14 protein-coding genes are annotated in these 15538 nt (G+C 34.4%); 8 read left to right on the top strand and 6 right to left on the bottom strand.

What is annotated here, in order from left to right; translation table 11 throughout:
- Window positions 1-4: 4 nt before the first annotated feature.
- The 3 genes from ACMA47_RS11770 (at window position 5) to ACMA47_RS11760 (ending at window position 5847) form a co-directional block, all read left to right on the top strand.
- Complete coding sequence (locus ACMA47_RS11770; RefSeq protein ID WP_413929934.1) at window positions 5-4795, top strand: translocation/assembly module TamB; 4791 nt, start codon at window positions 5-7, stop codon at window positions 4793-4795.
- A gap of 134 nt (window positions 4796-4929) precedes the next feature.
- Window positions 4930-5400, top strand: coding sequence for an Lrp/AsnC family transcriptional regulator (locus ACMA47_RS11765; RefSeq protein WP_034696982.1), 471 nt, complete (start codon window positions 4930-4932; stop codon window positions 5398-5400).
- A gap of 69 nt (window positions 5401-5469) precedes the next feature.
- Window positions 5470-5847: a hypothetical protein gene (locus ACMA47_RS11760; RefSeq protein WP_413929933.1), complete on the top strand. Its 378-nt coding sequence runs from the start codon at window positions 5470-5472 to the stop codon at window positions 5845-5847.
- An 85-nt stretch (window positions 5848-5932) separates the two neighbouring features.
- On the opposite strand, the gene gwsS is transcribed toward ACMA47_RS11760, so the two are convergent.
- The 6 genes from gwsS to ACMA47_RS11730 form a co-directional block, all read right to left on the bottom strand.
- Window positions 5933-7003 carry a grasp-with-spasm system SPASM domain peptide maturase gene (gene gwsS / locus ACMA47_RS11755; protein ID WP_413929932.1) on the bottom strand — a complete coding sequence of 357 codons (1071 nt, stop codon included), beginning with the start codon at window positions 7001-7003 and terminating at the stop codon, window positions 5933-5935.
- 46 nt (window positions 7004-7049) lie between these two features.
- Window positions 7050-7937 (bottom strand): hypothetical protein, encoded by an 888-nt coding sequence (locus ACMA47_RS11750; RefSeq protein WP_413929931.1) that lies wholly within the window; start codon window positions 7935-7937, stop codon window positions 7050-7052.
- A 172-nt stretch (window positions 7938-8109) separates the two neighbouring features.
- Window positions 8110-9012 carry a grasp-with-spasm system ATP-grasp peptide maturase gene (gene gwsG, locus ACMA47_RS11745; protein WP_413929929.1) on the bottom strand — a complete coding sequence of 301 codons (903 nt, stop codon included), beginning with the start codon at window positions 9010-9012 and terminating at the stop codon, window positions 8110-8112.
- On the bottom strand, window positions 9009-9887 hold the full coding sequence (locus tag ACMA47_RS11740; protein WP_413929928.1) for a hypothetical protein: 879 nt from the start codon (window positions 9885-9887) through the stop codon (window positions 9009-9011). The genes gwsG and ACMA47_RS11740 overlap by 4 nt, the downstream gene beginning before the upstream one ends.
- A gap of 97 nt (window positions 9888-9984) precedes the next feature.
- On the bottom strand, window positions 9985-10200 hold the full coding sequence (locus ACMA47_RS11735) for a TIGR04139 family peptide modification target (protein WP_413929927.1): 216 nt from the start codon (window positions 10198-10200) through the stop codon (window positions 9985-9987).
- Between the two features lie 616 nt (window positions 10201-10816).
- Window positions 10817-12667: a helix-turn-helix transcriptional regulator gene (locus ACMA47_RS11730; protein WP_413929926.1), complete on the bottom strand. Its 1851-nt coding sequence runs from the start codon at window positions 12665-12667 to the stop codon at window positions 10817-10819.
- A 239-nt stretch (window positions 12668-12906) separates the two neighbouring features.
- Here ACMA47_RS11730 and ACMA47_RS11725 point away from each other — a divergent pair, with 239 nt between their 5' ends.
- The 5 genes from ACMA47_RS11725 to ACMA47_RS11705 all read left to right on the top strand — a co-directional run bounded on the left by ACMA47_RS11725 (window position 12907) and on the right by ACMA47_RS11705 (window position 15527).
- A complete protein-coding gene (locus ACMA47_RS11725) occupies window positions 12907-13227 on the top strand; it encodes a DUF4870 domain-containing protein (RefSeq protein ID WP_413929925.1) in 321 nt (106 codons plus the stop codon).
- A 17-nt stretch (window positions 13228-13244) separates the two neighbouring features.
- Entirely contained in the window at window positions 13245-13706 is a 462-nt protein-coding gene (locus ACMA47_RS11720; protein ID WP_413929924.1) for a hypothetical protein, read from the top strand.
- 32 nt (window positions 13707-13738) lie between these two features.
- Window positions 13739-14692 (top strand): hypothetical protein, encoded by a 954-nt coding sequence (locus ACMA47_RS11715; protein ID WP_413929923.1) that lies wholly within the window; start codon window positions 13739-13741, stop codon window positions 14690-14692.
- A gap of 26 nt (window positions 14693-14718) precedes the next feature.
- The gene (locus ACMA47_RS11710) at window positions 14719-14895 is read left to right on the top strand and encodes a DUF6903 family protein (protein WP_413929922.1); all 177 of its coding nucleotides are present in this window, start codon (window positions 14719-14721) and stop codon (window positions 14893-14895) included.
- A 98-nt stretch (window positions 14896-14993) separates the two neighbouring features.
- Window positions 14994-15527, top strand: a complete 534-nt coding sequence (locus ACMA47_RS11705) for a DUF4303 domain-containing protein (RefSeq protein ID WP_413929921.1) — start codon at window positions 14994-14996, stop codon at window positions 15525-15527.
- Window positions 15528-15538: the final 11 nt, after the last annotated feature.

Here is a 15538-nt window from a genome sequence, read left to right as displayed (position 1 = left end):
AATAATGGCAAAGTTAGAGAATAATAACGAGAATGAGAATAAAAAATCAGTAGCTGAAAACCTAGGGGATCAGGTACAGAAAACTGTTGAAAATGTAGAGGGAAAAGTACGGGAAACAGTGAAGGAGGCATCAGAGCTTGCTTCGGATGCTTTACACCATCCTGTGGAAACGGCTGAAGAGTTTGGGAAACAGGCAGTAAAGGATGTTACCAGCTATACATGGTGGGCAAAACTTCTCTTGATTCTCTTTTGGCTGGGGATTTTCCTTGTAGGGGGAATCCTTATTGCCATCAATCTTCCGGTAACGAAAAAATGGGCCGCTGATCAGGCACTCAAGCTTGTTAATAATGACTTTAAATCTGATTTTTCTACAGAAAGTGTAGATGTAAATTACTTTGGTGATGTCACCATAAAAGGGTTAAAAGTAAAAGATTATAAAGGATTTAATTTTATTACAGCCCGTGAGTTTCGCGCAGATTCAGACTGGATATCTCTGGCAGTAAATGCCATCTCAGGAAGCAGTAATTCTCTTAGTTTTAATTCTCTGGCTCTTGTGAATGCCGATGTAAAAGTAATTACTTATAAAGGTGACAGTATATCCAATTTTGTCAGGTTTGTAGAACTCTTTGACAATGGAAAGAAAAGAGATCCTAAGAAACCTCCTTTTCAACTGAATTCCAGAATTCAGATCATTGATTCTAAAGTTTCCATCGTTAATGAAAACTCTCCGGGAGAACAAGGGAAATGGCTGACAGCAACAAAATTCAACTTAAAAGCACCGAACGTAAAAGTTAACGGTCCGAATGTTTCGGCGTTAATCAATAATATGTCATTTGTAACTTCAAGATGGGGGAAATCTCATTTTGTAGATACTTTTTCAACAGAACTGTCTCTAACGAAGCAGTTTTTGTCATTAAAAGACCTTACCCTGAATACAGATCATACGTTACTTCAGGGAGATATTAAATTTAATCTTCACGACGGATCCTGGGCAGATTTTGCAGACAAGGTACGTTGGGATATGAATATTCAACAGGGAAGCCAGCTAAGTGGTTATGATATCAGTTATTTTGTAACCAACTGGGATAATATCAAACCTTTCAATCTTTCCGGGGTTATGACTGGTCCTTTGAATAAATTTCATCTTGAAAATTTTCTGATCAGAAACCCTGATGTTAATATTGCTACCAAAACGATGAAGGTAGACAATCTGCTGAAAGGTCATTTTGCTATTGAAACAAAAGAACTTTCCACAGATTTTACCTACAAGGATTTAAAAGCAATGATGCCTTCATTCATCTCCAAAAAGATGAAGAACTTTGCCGATGATTTCGGAAAACTGAAATATAATGGAACTGCAAAAGTGAATCCGGATCAGATCTATGTGGATAATGGTAACTTAATGACAGGAATAGGGCAGGCAAAAATTTCCAAACTTACCTTGACGGGATACAGTACTGCAATGCCAAAATATTCCGGTTATCTTGATGTAAAAGATCTCAATACTTCAGTCATTACAAAGAATAAAGCAGTCGGTTTAATTTCCGGTAAATTTGATCTTAACGGACAAAGTTTTGATGTCAATACCATGCGTCTGACGACAAAATCTCAGATTGCAAGTATTGAAATTATGGATAAAACGATCAATAATCTGTATCTGGATGGTTTATTGGATCATAAAAAATATAACGGACTCATCACTGTTAATGATGAACAGGCTAAAGCTACGGTCAAAGGATTGATAGATTTCAGTACTTCGAGAATTGCTATGGACGTTAATGCAGACGTCACTTACCTGAATATGAACTACTTTACCAATAAGCCAGGTACTCAGGTGGTAAGTGGTCAGGTTGATGGGAAAATGGCCATGTCTTCTATCAACGATCTTACTTTAGATGTGAATGCCAATAACCTTCACTTTGCTTCAGCTACTCAAAAATATAATATTCCGAATGCCAAGTTAAAAACGTTTGTTGAAGCAGGCGGTCGTGTCATTGATGTAGATGCTCCGGGAGCAGCGACAGGTAAAATTTCAGGAAAATACAGTCTTGCAGATCTTGCAGGAATGGTAGAAAATGGAGTAGGAAAGATATTAGTGGGTCCGCCGCCAAGAAAATTATACCGTGGACAGAATTTTGCGCTGAAGTTTGATGTTCAGCAGGGATTGATCAATTATTTCTTGCCCGAATTGAGATTGCCGCAAGGAGCTCTTGTAGAAGGGGAATATGATGGAAATTCGAACAATCTGATTCTGAATCTTGATGCGGCATCTTTAAAGTATATTATGACTAAGGAGGAAGAGATTACAGATGCTGATCAGGCGCTGGCATCTTCAAATCCTGATTATAAAATTAATGACCGTAAGAATCTCAGCAGAGATAGTGCGATGGTGGATAGTGTTAAAGTGAGAATTAACACTGGAGACCTTAACCAGCAATTGTATGCTAAGATCAACAGAGTCATTTATAATAAAAATGTGATCAAAGATTTTGAGCTTAAAGGGAATAATGAAAACGGAAATACCCTTCATTTAGCCACTGTATTTAAGCATGGAAGTCCTGATGATGAGATTAATGAAAAGCTTAAGGAATATGCCATCAATGTAGATCAGTCTACTGATGCGGCCGGAGATTATGTATTCAGGTTTGAACCTACCGAGGTAAAATTCAATGATGTTACCTGGGCAATAGATACAAGTCCAGAATTGGATCACTCCATTACCTACAGAAAGAAAACCGGAGATTTTGATATCAGAAATCTGAGAGTTTATTCTGATAAAAGTGCTTTGTTTATTAAAGAAGCCCAGTTTAAGTCTGCGAAAGACTTTTATGTAGATGCAGATATCAACGATTTTGCTGTAGAAAAACTTCTGGAAATGCAGTCCGGAGGAAATACCATGGATATTAAAGGTCTTGCCAATGGAAGTGTTAAGATCAAAATGGATAAAAGTACTCTTCAGCCACTGGTAGATCTTAACATTGATGATATTAAGATGAATGGCAATGATATGGGAGATATCTCTATTTCTGCCACCAATGGATTCTCACTGAATGTATATGATATTGATGTGAAAGTTCACTCTGCCGGAGTACTCGGAAACAACAGTCTTAATCTGACGGGAACAGTTAATAATAATACTTCTTCACCGATTATTGATCTTACAGCAGAAATGCGTGATTTTGACTTGTCATTTACACAGCAGTTTGTGCAGACTATTTTTGGAAACCTTCGTGGAAAAGCAACAGGAGATCTTAAAATCAATGGAAAGCTTAACAATCTTGATTATAGTGGAGATATTGCTTTAAAAGATTTTGGACTGAAGCTTCTGTTTACCGGAGTAGATTATTCATTTGATGATACAGTAATTCAGTTAACTAAAGGGCTTGCTATCCTCAACAATATTGAAGTACACGACGGAAGAACCAATTCCAAAGGGAATATTTCCGGGGCGATTCAGTTTGAAACGCTTTCTTCAATGGGGGTATCTCTCGTAATGAGAGCCGATAACCTGTTGATGCTGAATACTACGCAAAAAGATTTTGACCTGTTCTGGGGAAGAGTTTATGGGCAGGGAGACCTGTACGTGGATGGACCGGTTTCAGGATTAAGTATAACAACTCCTAATATGAAGGCGCTTAACGGAAGTACCTTTACCTTTAATTCCAGCTCTACTTCCAATGTAGAGGAATTTAAAATGCTGAGATTCCTGAAAGAAGGAAAAGATGGTCTGATCACACTGGAAGAAAAGAAAAAAACAGGAGCTAATATGAACATTGACTTCAACCTTGCAGTAGATAAAGGAACTACTGTGAATGTACTGGTAGGAGATGATGTGGGAAATATTACCGTAAAAGGATCAGCGGATCCGCTAAGGTTCCATATGAACAGACAGGGGAATATTGCCATGAGCGGTACCTATAAAGTAGATAACGGAACATTTGTCTCTAAAGCTATTCTGAATAAAACATTCCAGATTGAAAGAAACAGTAGTATCAGATGGGATGGGGATGCTATGAAACCTACATTAGATATCAATGCCAATTATATAAGAATGGTTTCCAATGCGGGAGAATATCTTAGTATGGGGAAACTACAGCCTATCAGTATCTTGCTGCAGGCCCACATTACCCAGTCGTTGGTAGACCCTCAGATTGATCTTAATGTGACGGCGATGGATGTGTCCAGTCAGGTAAGAGAAACGCTAGCTGCGAAAATGAGTCAGGAAGGAGAGAAAGTTCTCCAGTTTGGTTCTGTATTGCTGTTAAGTACTTTCAATGTATCTAATACAGGTGGATTCGATGTAAATGTAGGTAATGTAGCAGAATCTTCCGGATATAATATGCTTCTGAAACAGCTGGGATCTGTTCTTAATACGATGAGTAATGAATTCCAGATTGACCTTAATTATGTAAAAGGAGACCAGAACTCAAATTTTGGAGACAGAGCCAATGCCGGAGTGAGTGTAGCGCTTTCCCCAAGAGTTAATATCAAAACAGGTTTGGGTATTCCGTTATCAAAAACAGATGGTGCCCAAAACAATTACCTTTCCACGGAGGGATCAGTAGAATACGATTTATCTAAAAAGAATGACGGTTCATTGGTTATACGTGCTTATTCCAAGCCTACAAACATCGGAATGGTGAGTACAAACGGTTCTGCTAATCAAGCCTATGGTGGAGGGGTAGTGTGGAGTAAAAGCTTCAATTCTTTGTTTAAAAAGAAGAAAAAAGACAAAAAAACTTCAGACGCAAAAGGTGAAATAAAAACAGATTCTATAAAATCAAATGGTAAATAATTAGAATATTTTAATGATTTTTATCATCTGTGTTAATTATTGTTAATATTTGATATATATTTTTTAGTTAAATTATTTTTCGTAAATTTGCAAAAAATACATAGATTTTTTAAAGAAATTGTAATTTAACTAATATGAACTATCAACTGGACGAAATAGACAAGAAGATTCTTGATTTCTTAGTAGAAAACACAAGAATGCCTTTTACTGAAATTGCAAAGCAGATGGATGTTTCTGCTGGAACAATTCACGTAAGAGTGAAAAAGATGGAAGATGCAGGTATTATTTTGGGATCATCTCTTAACATCGATTATGGTAAGCTGGATTATCACTTTACAGCTTTCATAGGTATCCTTTTGACAAAATCAAACCGTACTCAAGAAGTATTGAAAGAATTGTCAACTCTTCCTAACGTAATCGAGGCTAGCGTTATTTCCGGAAAATATAATATTTTCTGTAAAGTAAGAGCTAAGAATACTGATGATGCTAAAAGAATTATTTACCAGATCGACGACATTCAGGATGTAATGAGAACTGAAAGTATGATCTCTATGGAGGAATTCTTAAGTGACAAAAACAGACTGATTAACGCAATCTCTGTGTAAGTCAAATTTTAAACGAATAATTATAAAAGAACTTATGAAATCTCTCATAAGTTCTTTATTTTTGTAGGTATGGAAGAATACAGCTATTTTGACGAAGACCCGAAGAAAGGATGGGGATTCATACTGGCATTTGCTGCCTTGATGTTGTTTACTATAATGGGGCTTGGTATCGATGTGGATGAATATCTGCAGCATGAATTCCTTCAGATTCCGAGGTGGTACTTCTATGTAATTTTTTCTATTGATGTACTGATGATGATCGGGCTGGTATTGATGTTCTTCTACAGAAAAGTAGGAATCATTATGTTTCCGGTGTTACTGGTGCTGCATTTCTTTATGCACAATTACTATCTGTCTACATTTCTGTATACGGATGTTACCAATCTTTTCCTGTTTACAGGATTCGGAATGCTTGCCATTATCCCGAAATGGAAGTTTTTTAAATAAAGTTTCAAATACAATAAAATAACAAACCGCTTTTAAATCTAATTTAGAAGCGGTTTTCAATTATAACAAGGTTTATGAAAAAAAATTATCTGAGTTCCAGAGAATTAAAAATTTCCTGTTTCAAAGGATTTTTTGACCAATCATCCCAAATGCCTGTATAAGGATTGTAGCCGCATTTCAGAGGTTTTGATATATTCAGACCTTTTTTGTTTTTAACAGCATTTTCAGTGTATGCCCTGCAGTCTGTGCAGACATAACGGAATTCGCAGTCTTTACATATTTCAATTTGGTCTTTGGTAAGATCCCAATATTTTCTGAAATCAGGTTGATTGATGGCTTCTTCAAGGCTTTGTTTTTGGATGTTTCCAAAGCTTTCACTCATGAGCGGACAGTTTTTGATGTTACCATGTCTATCAATGCCTATCTTTTTATACAGGCAGGAATTGTGGTTAATTGCTTCTGTCACTTTAGTAATGTTGGTATTGAAGTACTTCAGTTCCACTTTTCCACACGCAGATATTTTCAGGTCATCTTTCAGAAAATGCAGCGAGAAACGGTATTCATCTTTAGCTTTGAAAGGAGGCTTAGAACAATTGTAAAGAATAAGACTGTAAATTCTGACTGTGTTTTTTTGAAGAGCCTGTATAAAAGATAAGTCCATTTTCTGATGAAACGGAGAGAAAATTTCTATTCCTGATAAAACCGAGGTTTTAAAAATTTCATCAATTTCTATAAAATCTTTTAAGGTTAAGGATTTTAAACTGTAAATAACCAAATGTTTAACTCCAAGATTTTCTATTGACGGATATATTTTCTTTAAGATCCTAAGATCTTCCATTTCTATAAAAAGATCTGTTATAGTACTGGGTTCATGATAGTCGTAAGAGAGAGGAGGAAAATTTCTGTCCCAATCATTTCCGGTAATAAATCCGTATTCTTTTTCCAACAGAAGATTGATATAGTTCTGAACAATTTCTTTGGATTCTTCATCATAACTTGTAATTGTATCTTCAACAGACTTGTTTTTCAACTCTTCTATAATTTCATACAACTCCAGAGGATACAGTTCTGATACATTTCTCTGTAGATCTGAAATCAGGATTCTGGTGGTTCCTTTGGTGATGAGGATATTGCTAAATAGGTTGAAGTATTTCATATGTTGGTAAGATCTTTTTTACATTACTTTCGATAAATGATGGACATTATATTTTCTTAAATTTATCTTTTCTAATTTTAGATGAATGTTTTATACTGGGAAGTCCAATACTTTTTCGGTTGCGGTTAACCCGGACAGAATCCTGATTATTATTTCGTAAGCTGTATCGTACGGCAGTATTTTTATAGTAATCATAGGTATCAGACATTAAAGCATATTCCTGTGGAGAACAATGGCCTGATTTTACATATTCGAATAATTTTTTTCTGAATTCAGGATATTTTTTTGAGCCAATCATATGGCTTAACAATGTAGGCATAGCGATGAAAACATTATCATTTCCTAATCTCCCTATTTTTTGTCCATCAGGAAACCCATAATGTTCAAATGTCCAGAAAAAAAGATTTATATTTTTTTCAATATTTTTATATACAAGGGCTATATTTTCAGGTCTTCCTTCCTGGTCACGCATCATAGCAATACTAAAAGAGTCTATTAATGCTCTGTTCAGGCCCATTTTCCAATCGGCTACTTTTTGGTTTGCTTCCAGACTGTCTATCCCATATTTTTTACAAAGCGGATAAAGTTTTTTATATTCATTACCATAAGGAGCTACCAGGGTAATAAGCTTGTATAGACTCTTTTTTCCACCAAAATTTTTATGATATTGATCTGCAAGTTTAATGTAGGTTTTGTATTCTTCAGTAAGCTCTTGGTTTTTGGGTTCATACTTGTGAAATAGTCTTATGAATTTTTTTATGGCTTTTTCAGGTTTATTAGCCATTCTGTAGATACTGTCAATTTCATTGACCTTATTATAATAGAGAATATAATTTTGATTTTTGCAGGCACAAAGATACAGGCAAAGAACCGGGCAGATTATATGGATTAAATAAATGGTTTTATTTTGTGTTTTTATATTATAAAAGTTCATAATAATCTGTTTAATGATTTCATAGGTCTTTCTCTGATATAATAATTGGTCTGATATTTTTTGCACTCTAAAACATAAATAATGTTTTTGCTTTTCCTATTTATATTATTATTAAAGGTTTCTATATGTTTGAATATGAGAGGTAATTTGTGTTTTTCGTTTAATTTTTTCATCATAAACATTCTGCAATTTTTTTAAATAGAGGATAATTACAATGGTATGCAACATTAGCAAATTGTCCTACTGGATTAATTTCTAAAAAATAGTATTTATCACCACTTTTAATAAAGTCAAGTGAACCACAATTTAAATCCAATGCCTGCATAATCTCATTAATCTTTGATTCTATTTCTTGTGGGAGTTTATATGGAATATTTCTATTAGGTCTTTTGTTGTTGTATTTTCTGAAGTCCGTTTTAGTTTGTTCATCATTTTGAGAAAAAATTGCCATAGACATGCATTCTCCTTTAATATAAAATGTTCTTATTTCGAAATCCTTTTCTATCTTTTCCTGAAAAAAAGAGATGAAAAAACTTTGCTTTTCTTGCTTTTCTACTATAGTAGTATACATGATACCATCCTGATTATTAAATATACTATCTAATATAACATTGCCTGTAATAGCCTTTGTAATAGTTTGATTTAATGTAATTTCATCTGTATTTTCAGCCAGGAAATAATTGGGTACATCAAAACCTGTTTTTTGAGCATATTCTAATACCAAAAGCTTATTAATATGGACTTTTGTTTGTTTATTCACATGGTTTTTAGATTCTAATGTACTTAATACATAATCTTCAAGCCAATGTTGAGCCTCATTCATATGAATATTAATAGAATCATTATTGTATTGCAAACGTTTAAATTGTAGACCCCCTCTTCTGTACCATACACTTTCTATGTCATCAAGAAAAAAACTATTTTTCTGGCTTTGTAATAAAAATCTCTTTTTTATAATTTTTATTTCAAAAACTTCATCTTCATGAATGTGAAGAAAATCTTTATTCATGATGACCAACCAGCGGATAACTTCAATTGTTGTCCTTTCATTATCATTAGAGAAAACTAGTATCATTTTGTTTTTAAGCTATCTGCTAAATCTTTTGCTAATTTGTTTCGGTATGTTAAACTTGGAAGACCAATACTTTTGCGGTTTCGGTTTGTGGTTGCGGAATCTTTTATATTTTGATATCCCTGATAAACCCCATATGTGTATGGGACTTTGTGATGCAGATTATTTCTGTCAATCATTGCAGCATAATCACGAGGTGGACACTCACCGGATTTTACATATTCTAATATTTTGGTTTTAAAATATTGATGGTATTCGTCATAATCTCCCATATGTAGTAATATAGGTCCTGAAGGCATAAAAAAATCGCCATTTAACAAACCAATTTTTTGCATACTTGGAAAACCATAATTTTCAAACATCCATTTTAGGAGTTCAGCATTTTTTTTATCATTTTTAGTAATCTCCTGATAATTTAGATCATTTCGGCTACTCTGATCACGTTTAAATGCGACAGCAAAAGAATCCGCAAGTTTTTGATTAAGCCTTTTTTTCCACTGTGCAACTTTCCGCTCCATATCCAAACTATCTATATCATATTTTTTATACAGTTTAATAAATTTTGAATTTTGTCTTTTGTATACCCAATAAGGAGCAATTAAAGGAATAAGTTTATAAAGGCTTTTCTTCCCTCCAAACTTTTTCTGGTGTTGATCAGAAAGTCTGATATAAGTTTCGTATTCTTCAATACGTTCCTGATTGAGAGGGTGGTATTTTCTAAATAGTACTTTGTATAATTTTATTGCTTTTTCAGGTTGTTTAGCCACTCTGTAAATACTATCGATTTCATTGACCTTATTATAATAAGGAATATAATTCCGATTTTTACAGGCACAGAAAAGTATGCATATAATTAAATACTTTATATTTTGTTTCATATTCTGATAGGTATTAAGAACTAATGCAATTAAAAAATGTTATAAAAAGTAAATAAAAGGACTGCATAGGTCGGTATGCAGTCCACATTATAACTGATTAGTAAGGAGCTGTAGTATTCGGACCTTCAACGGTTAGGGTCATTGTTTTAACCCCATCTTTAAAATAATTTGTATCAGAGCAGTTGTTGCCACATATTGTTGCCTCTGAAGTTCTAACATTTGTACCTTCACCACCTTTGATGACTTGTAAATTTTTCAGCTTTTTGTTTTCCAAAGAAGAGAAGTCTCTCTTCATTCCATTTAATTTTTTCATGTGTGTAATTTTTAATTGTTTTTATATAAATCATTTGTGTCAAATAAACCCTGACCTGGGTGAATAATTCTACCTATTTATCATGCACTGTACACTTGCATTTTAAATTTGAAGAATATATTTCATCAACGTTGATGGGATAAAACTATAACTATTTAGATCACTTTATAGGGATAAAATGTGTAAATGATTTGTATTTTGCTTGATACACAAATGCAAATTTTACCCGGAATGAAAGTTGAATTTTGGTGAAATATGTGAAATTCGAAAAAGTATAAATTGCATGCCAGCTGTAAAAAGAAAACTACAGGCTTTAACATTAGGTTGTATGGTAATATTTTCTATTGTACAATATCAGAAAACAGGTGATTTGAGCGTGATAATAAGATGTTGAGTCACTTGTTTTGACCACAATTTGTATGCTTCTGGTAATTTGTTTGTTTTAAAATCACATCTTTTAATCCGAAAACGAGGTAAGCATCTTATCAATTTTTGCAGAAAACCTTGGGTTTTTTAAATTTGAATCCGTGCAGAGGAACCTGAGATATAAAAATAAAGCTTTTCAACATGAGGTTAAAAAGCTTTTAATTTGAAATAGAAATAAAATATGGGTCGCTTACTCAGAGAATACTCCCTGGAAAAAAGATTCTAAGGCGGTATTTTCATCCAGCCCGAACTTCTTTTTCAGGCGGTATTTGGTCATTCTTACACTCTTGGGTTCTACATTGAGGAGGTTGGCAATCTGTTTTGTATCCATTCCCAGATAAATATAAGCGCAGTATTTCAGATCCAGAGCGGTAAGTTTTTGTTGGGCTTTTTCACTGATGTTTTTAAAGAAATCCGGATGCAGTTCCTGAATGGTGAATCTGATCTTTTCAAAATCATTGTCAACACGGTTTTCTCCCTTTACAACCTGATGAATATTGATGTCAGTATCAGAAAGCTGGTTCTGAAGGTTCTGAAGAACCTCATTCTTATGTTGGATATGAAGCTGGCTGGCCAGTACCTCACTCTGAAGTTTTTGCTGCTGAAGGGTAAGAAGTTCCTGCTCTGCCTTTAATCTGGCCTGTTCTTCCTTCTGAAGTTTAATCTGTATTTCTGCTTCATGCTTTTCCGTATCAAGCTTATTTTCTCTTTCTATAGAATATCTGAGCTTAAAATGATAGGAACGGAACATAAAGAATGCCCCAATCAATCCAATAATTCCCAACCCAATATAGAGAAGCTTCTCTTTTTTCAAACTGGCTGTTTTTTCGGTGAGAGATCTGAGTTCAGATTCTTTTTTCTGAGATTGGTATTGAGCTTCCAGTCTTTTGGCCGTTTCAGCCTGCCCTTCATCAAAAAGGAGATTACTGTATTCTGTTAGTTTTGACTCATATTCATAGGCTTTCTGATAGTTTTTTTGCTTTGCATACAGTTGGGCAAGATCTTTCACTACATTGATCATGACATGGTAATAAACAGGCTGTTGTGTAAGAAGAATTGTTTCTGCTTTCAGTAGATATTGTTCTGATAAAGCATCATTTTGATCCCGGGAAGCAAGATTACTCAAAACACCAAGTGCTCCTGCCTGCATTCCCTGATTAAGGGTTGTATGCTCAGTAAGGGCTAATATTTCGTTAGCATTGTTCTGAATTTCCTCCCGTATCTCAGGAGTCATAACAGGATAGTTCAAATAATAATTGATAAGATTCAGCAATGCCATAGCATGCACATGAGCAGAAACATGACCCGGAAACTGATGGTATAAGGAAACCGCCTTTTTACACATTTCTATCACAGGTTTCAGATCTTTTAAGTCTCCGGTCTTTTCATGTTGGAAAGAGTAGCAAACTGCCAATGCAGAATAGGCTGAGCTTAATAGATTTTTATTTCCTGATTTCTCAGCAAGCTCAATGGATTTTTTTGCATATTTGGTAGCATTTTCAGCATCATTCCATTCAGTGTAGATTCCGTAGAGAAGATAATTGAGTTTTGCATTCAGCATGATTTCTGAAGGCTGTTTTTCTACCATAGGAAGTACTTTCTGTATCAGTTTGATTGTACTTTCAGATTCACCAAGAGCATTCCTATAGTAGATATTCAGATAACTGGCATATAACGCGGCAGTTTTATTATTCTTCTTCTGAACAATTTCATTCGCAGCATCAATAATAGGTGGAATTGTATTGTACTCAGACTGGTTAAGCTTAATAATTCCTTTCTGGGTAAGTGCTTTTACTTCCTCGGCATCATTTTGTTCCTTTCTTGCCAGCTCCAGTTGTTGCTGTACATATATTTCTGCGGTAGTATATTGATCACTGACTCTGTAATATTCGGTAAGCTCATTGTAAATTCTGAACTTTTCTGCAGTTGAAATATGATCTTCGCTCAATTGGTTTTTAAGACCATCAATAAATGTATTCTGTGCGGGATATAAGGTGCAGATAAAAAGTATACAATATAAAAGTGAGTACTTTAGTTTCATAGGGTGAAAGTACAAAAATTGTAGACACCTGTCAATTTCCCACCTAAAAAAGTAAAAATGATTTAAGTTTTTATATGCTTGTAAATCAGTGTTTTATTTGTTTTTGTAGACGTTTTGTAGTCAGCTGTAATCTCGGTTGAAGATGTTTTGTAGTTGCTGAAATGATGAATAGGGTATTTTTCTGTTGCAATTTTGAACCAGAAAAAAATCAAAGAATATTAATTTAAAACTTTACAGTTATGGACAACAAAACATTATCAATTGTTTCTTACATTACGCTTTTCGGATGGCTGATTTCCTTCATTATCGGAAAAGAAAAATCGAATAAGCTTTTAAAATATCATTTGAAACAGTCTTTGGGATTGATTATTTTTTCAATCGTATTATCCATCATCCTCAATATTATTATGATGGTAACCAAAATTGGAATTCTTGGAATATTTGGTTTTATCCCCTTGATATTAATGATCATCGGAATCATTAATGCAGCCAATGATGTTGAAAAACCTTTACCTCTGATCGGGAAAATGTTCGAGGATAAATTCTCTTTCATCGGATAATATCTGAATTCTTGGATATGGAAGGTTTTAAACATGTAAAGAAAGAAGGTTCCAATTATGTGGTGAAGCAGTATATGGCACTTCAGCATATTATAGGAATAGCCTGGGTTGGTATTTCAATACTGCTCATCACTTATACGGACTATCTGAAAACAGGAATTGTTTTGCTCATCTTTTCATTGTTGATCACCATCGTTTCTTTTATTCCGCCAAAGGTAAATTTTGATATGGAAAATCAGCTTCTTACGGTAACAAACAGCGGCTTGAACCGAAAGAGATTTATCTTCAATCTGAATGATTTTGAGGGCTTTGAGCTACAGACATTCCGGATGGGCTTTCTTCCTTTAGGATGTTATTTGTATGCTAATTTTAAAAATGTATCAAAACTTAAGCGCCCTTTAGTATCACAATCTTTCACCCAAAAAAAGATGCAGGAAATTGTAAACGAACTGGAAGATATTCATGTAAAAGTCAAATAAGAAAACACCTACTCAAATTTTAATATAGAATTATGAAAAGATCATTAATCGCCACAGGAGTATTTTTCCTGAGTTTTTCCGTCATATCATGTGACAAACTGGAAAAGATGAAAGAAAAACTTTCACAAAATGAGACAAAACAGGTAAATCCTTTCAGTGTCAATTCCGGGGATGCCAACAGAGATATTATTTCTTTTAATAACAAAATCGTGAAAATGGATGAGGCCCATTCGGACTTTATCAAGAATTTCCAGAATTCATTGGTTCAGATGGAAGACTATGTAAAGAATAAAGAAGCTAATCCACAGTTTTCTGGGATCTCACCCATTTTTACTCCTACGATTATGATGCATGCCCATCAGGCATTAAAGGCTCCGGATGTGTTGGGGAAAGATTTTCAGGTACTTGTTGATGCAATGAAAGATACAATGACTCAGCTGGAAACCTTAAAGAAGGAACTGGAAACATATAAAGAAGCAGAAGACTGGAAGGATGATAAAGGAAAAAAGGTAGCTGAGATTAGTGAAAAAGCAAAAAAACTTATCCAGGAAAACCGCACTGCTGCCACCGATTTGTTTGCAAAACTTTCTCCCAGAGCAGATAAGGCAGAAATAGAAACCCTTAAAGATCATCCGCTTAAAACACAGATCATCCAATCCAGAGAAACGATGGAACTGGCTCAGAAGATCATCGATGATTCTTATGATGTGACGGATATCAATGTGTATAAATACAAATTTTCACAGCAGTATCAGCAGATGGAAAAATTATACAACAGAAATATCAACGAAAGTATTCCGTCATCGGAAAAACAGAAAGAAAGCAGTTACCAGGCATTCAATAATTCTGTTAACGATTTTCTTGGTAAAATGAGAATTGTCCAACGAAGTCTTAATGAAAATAATCAGGAACTGAACAGTGATCTTGATGACCTGGAAAGAGAAGCAGGCTACATCCTTGATCGTTATAACAGTTTTGTAGACTGATTTACCAATAACTAAAACTTGATATTATGAAAAAAATACTAGGAATTATTTTGATAATAATAGGCTTTTGCCTGGTAGTAGTGATTAAAATAGGACCATCCAGAGAAACTTCCTGGCTGTTTAAATATGGAGAGCTGATTCCTATGCTCGCCGGAGCAGCTATTTTGATTCCCGGATTAGTCCTGTATAATAAAAACAGATAGCTATAATCATGAAATTGAACAGCCTTTATAAAAATATAAGGTGCTGATTTGACAGGATAAAGGTATTTTTACCGCCCATTTTAAAAAAGAAAAGAAGTATGGATTTTGAAATTTTGAAACAGCAGATTGAAGACGCTGCAAGGAAAGCTTTTTTAGAAGTGTATGAAAAGCATGGAGCAGAAGGAGTATACAGCTTTGCACTGTATAGCGATGAGGGAGCAATGACGGTTTGTCCTGCTGCCAATACATTGAAAGTAATGGAGGATGCAGATGAAGAAGATGCTCTTTATTATAAATATGAACCGGCAGAATGGACCTATGAAATGGAAGGTGCCGATAAAGAATTTGATGTAATCTGCACTCAGTTAAGAGCAGAGCTTAGTAAGCACGATGACGATGATCAATGGTTTGAGAGTTTTCAGACTAAGTTATATTCAACCTGTATTGAAGTACTGGAGAAACTTAAAAACGAGAACTTTTTCACAAAGATCACAGGCAAAGATATTTTCCTGATTTTTACGGTTTCAGATTATGAGTTTGAGCAAGAAGACCTGAAAAATCTTATCATCAGACTTAATGATAATGATTACAAAAATGAATATCTGGACTGGATGGCTACCTGGGGCAATTAAAAGGATGAAGA

Origin of the sequence: Chryseobacterium sp. T20 (assembly GCF_047345655.1) — a bacterium.
GTDB lineage: Bacteria > Bacteroidota > Bacteroidia > Flavobacteriales > Weeksellaceae > Chryseobacterium.
This window is presented reverse-complemented; position numbering and strand designations above follow the sequence as displayed.

Excerpts from the sequence above, each read along its gene's own strand:
- ACMA47_RS11720 (WP_413929924.1), top strand. The coding sequence starts at position 13,245 with ATGGAAGGTTTTAAACATGTAAAGAAAGAAGGTTCCAATTATGTGGTG.
- ACMA47_RS11750 (WP_413929931.1), bottom strand. The coding sequence starts at position 7,937 with ATGAACTTTTATAATATAAAAACACAAAATAAAACCATTTATTTAATC.
- ACMA47_RS11760 (WP_413929933.1), top strand. The coding sequence starts at position 5,470 with ATGGAAGAATACAGCTATTTTGACGAAGACCCGAAGAAAGGATGGGGA.
- ACMA47_RS11725 (WP_413929925.1), top strand. The coding sequence starts at position 12,907 with ATGGACAACAAAACATTATCAATTGTTTCTTACATTACGCTTTTCGGA.
- ACMA47_RS11710 (WP_413929922.1), top strand. The coding sequence starts at position 14,719 with ATGAAAAAAATACTAGGAATTATTTTGATAATAATAGGCTTTTGCCTG.
- ACMA47_RS11715 (WP_413929923.1), top strand. The coding sequence starts at position 13,739 with ATGAAAAGATCATTAATCGCCACAGGAGTATTTTTCCTGAGTTTTTCC.
- ACMA47_RS11730 (WP_413929926.1), bottom strand. The coding sequence starts at position 12,667 with ATGAAACTAAAGTACTCACTTTTATATTGTATACTTTTTATCTGCACC.
- ACMA47_RS11705 (WP_413929921.1), top strand. The coding sequence starts at position 14,994 with ATGGATTTTGAAATTTTGAAACAGCAGATTGAAGACGCTGCAAGGAAA.
- ACMA47_RS11735 (WP_413929927.1), bottom strand. The coding sequence starts at position 10,200 with ATGAAAAAATTAAATGGAATGAAGAGAGACTTCTCTTCTTTGGAAAAC.
- ACMA47_RS11740 (WP_413929928.1), bottom strand. The coding sequence starts at position 9,887 with ATGAAACAAAATATAAAGTATTTAATTATATGCATACTTTTCTGTGCC.
- gwsG (WP_413929929.1), bottom strand. The coding sequence starts at position 9,012 with ATGATACTAGTTTTCTCTAATGATAATGAAAGGACAACAATTGAAGTT.
- gwsS (WP_413929932.1), bottom strand. The coding sequence starts at position 7,003 with ATGAAATACTTCAACCTATTTAGCAATATCCTCATCACCAAAGGAACC.
- ACMA47_RS11770 (WP_413929934.1), top strand. The coding sequence starts at position 5 with ATGGCAAAGTTAGAGAATAATAACGAGAATGAGAATAAAAAATCAGTA.
- ACMA47_RS11765 (WP_034696982.1), top strand. The coding sequence starts at position 4,930 with ATGAACTATCAACTGGACGAAATAGACAAGAAGATTCTTGATTTCTTA.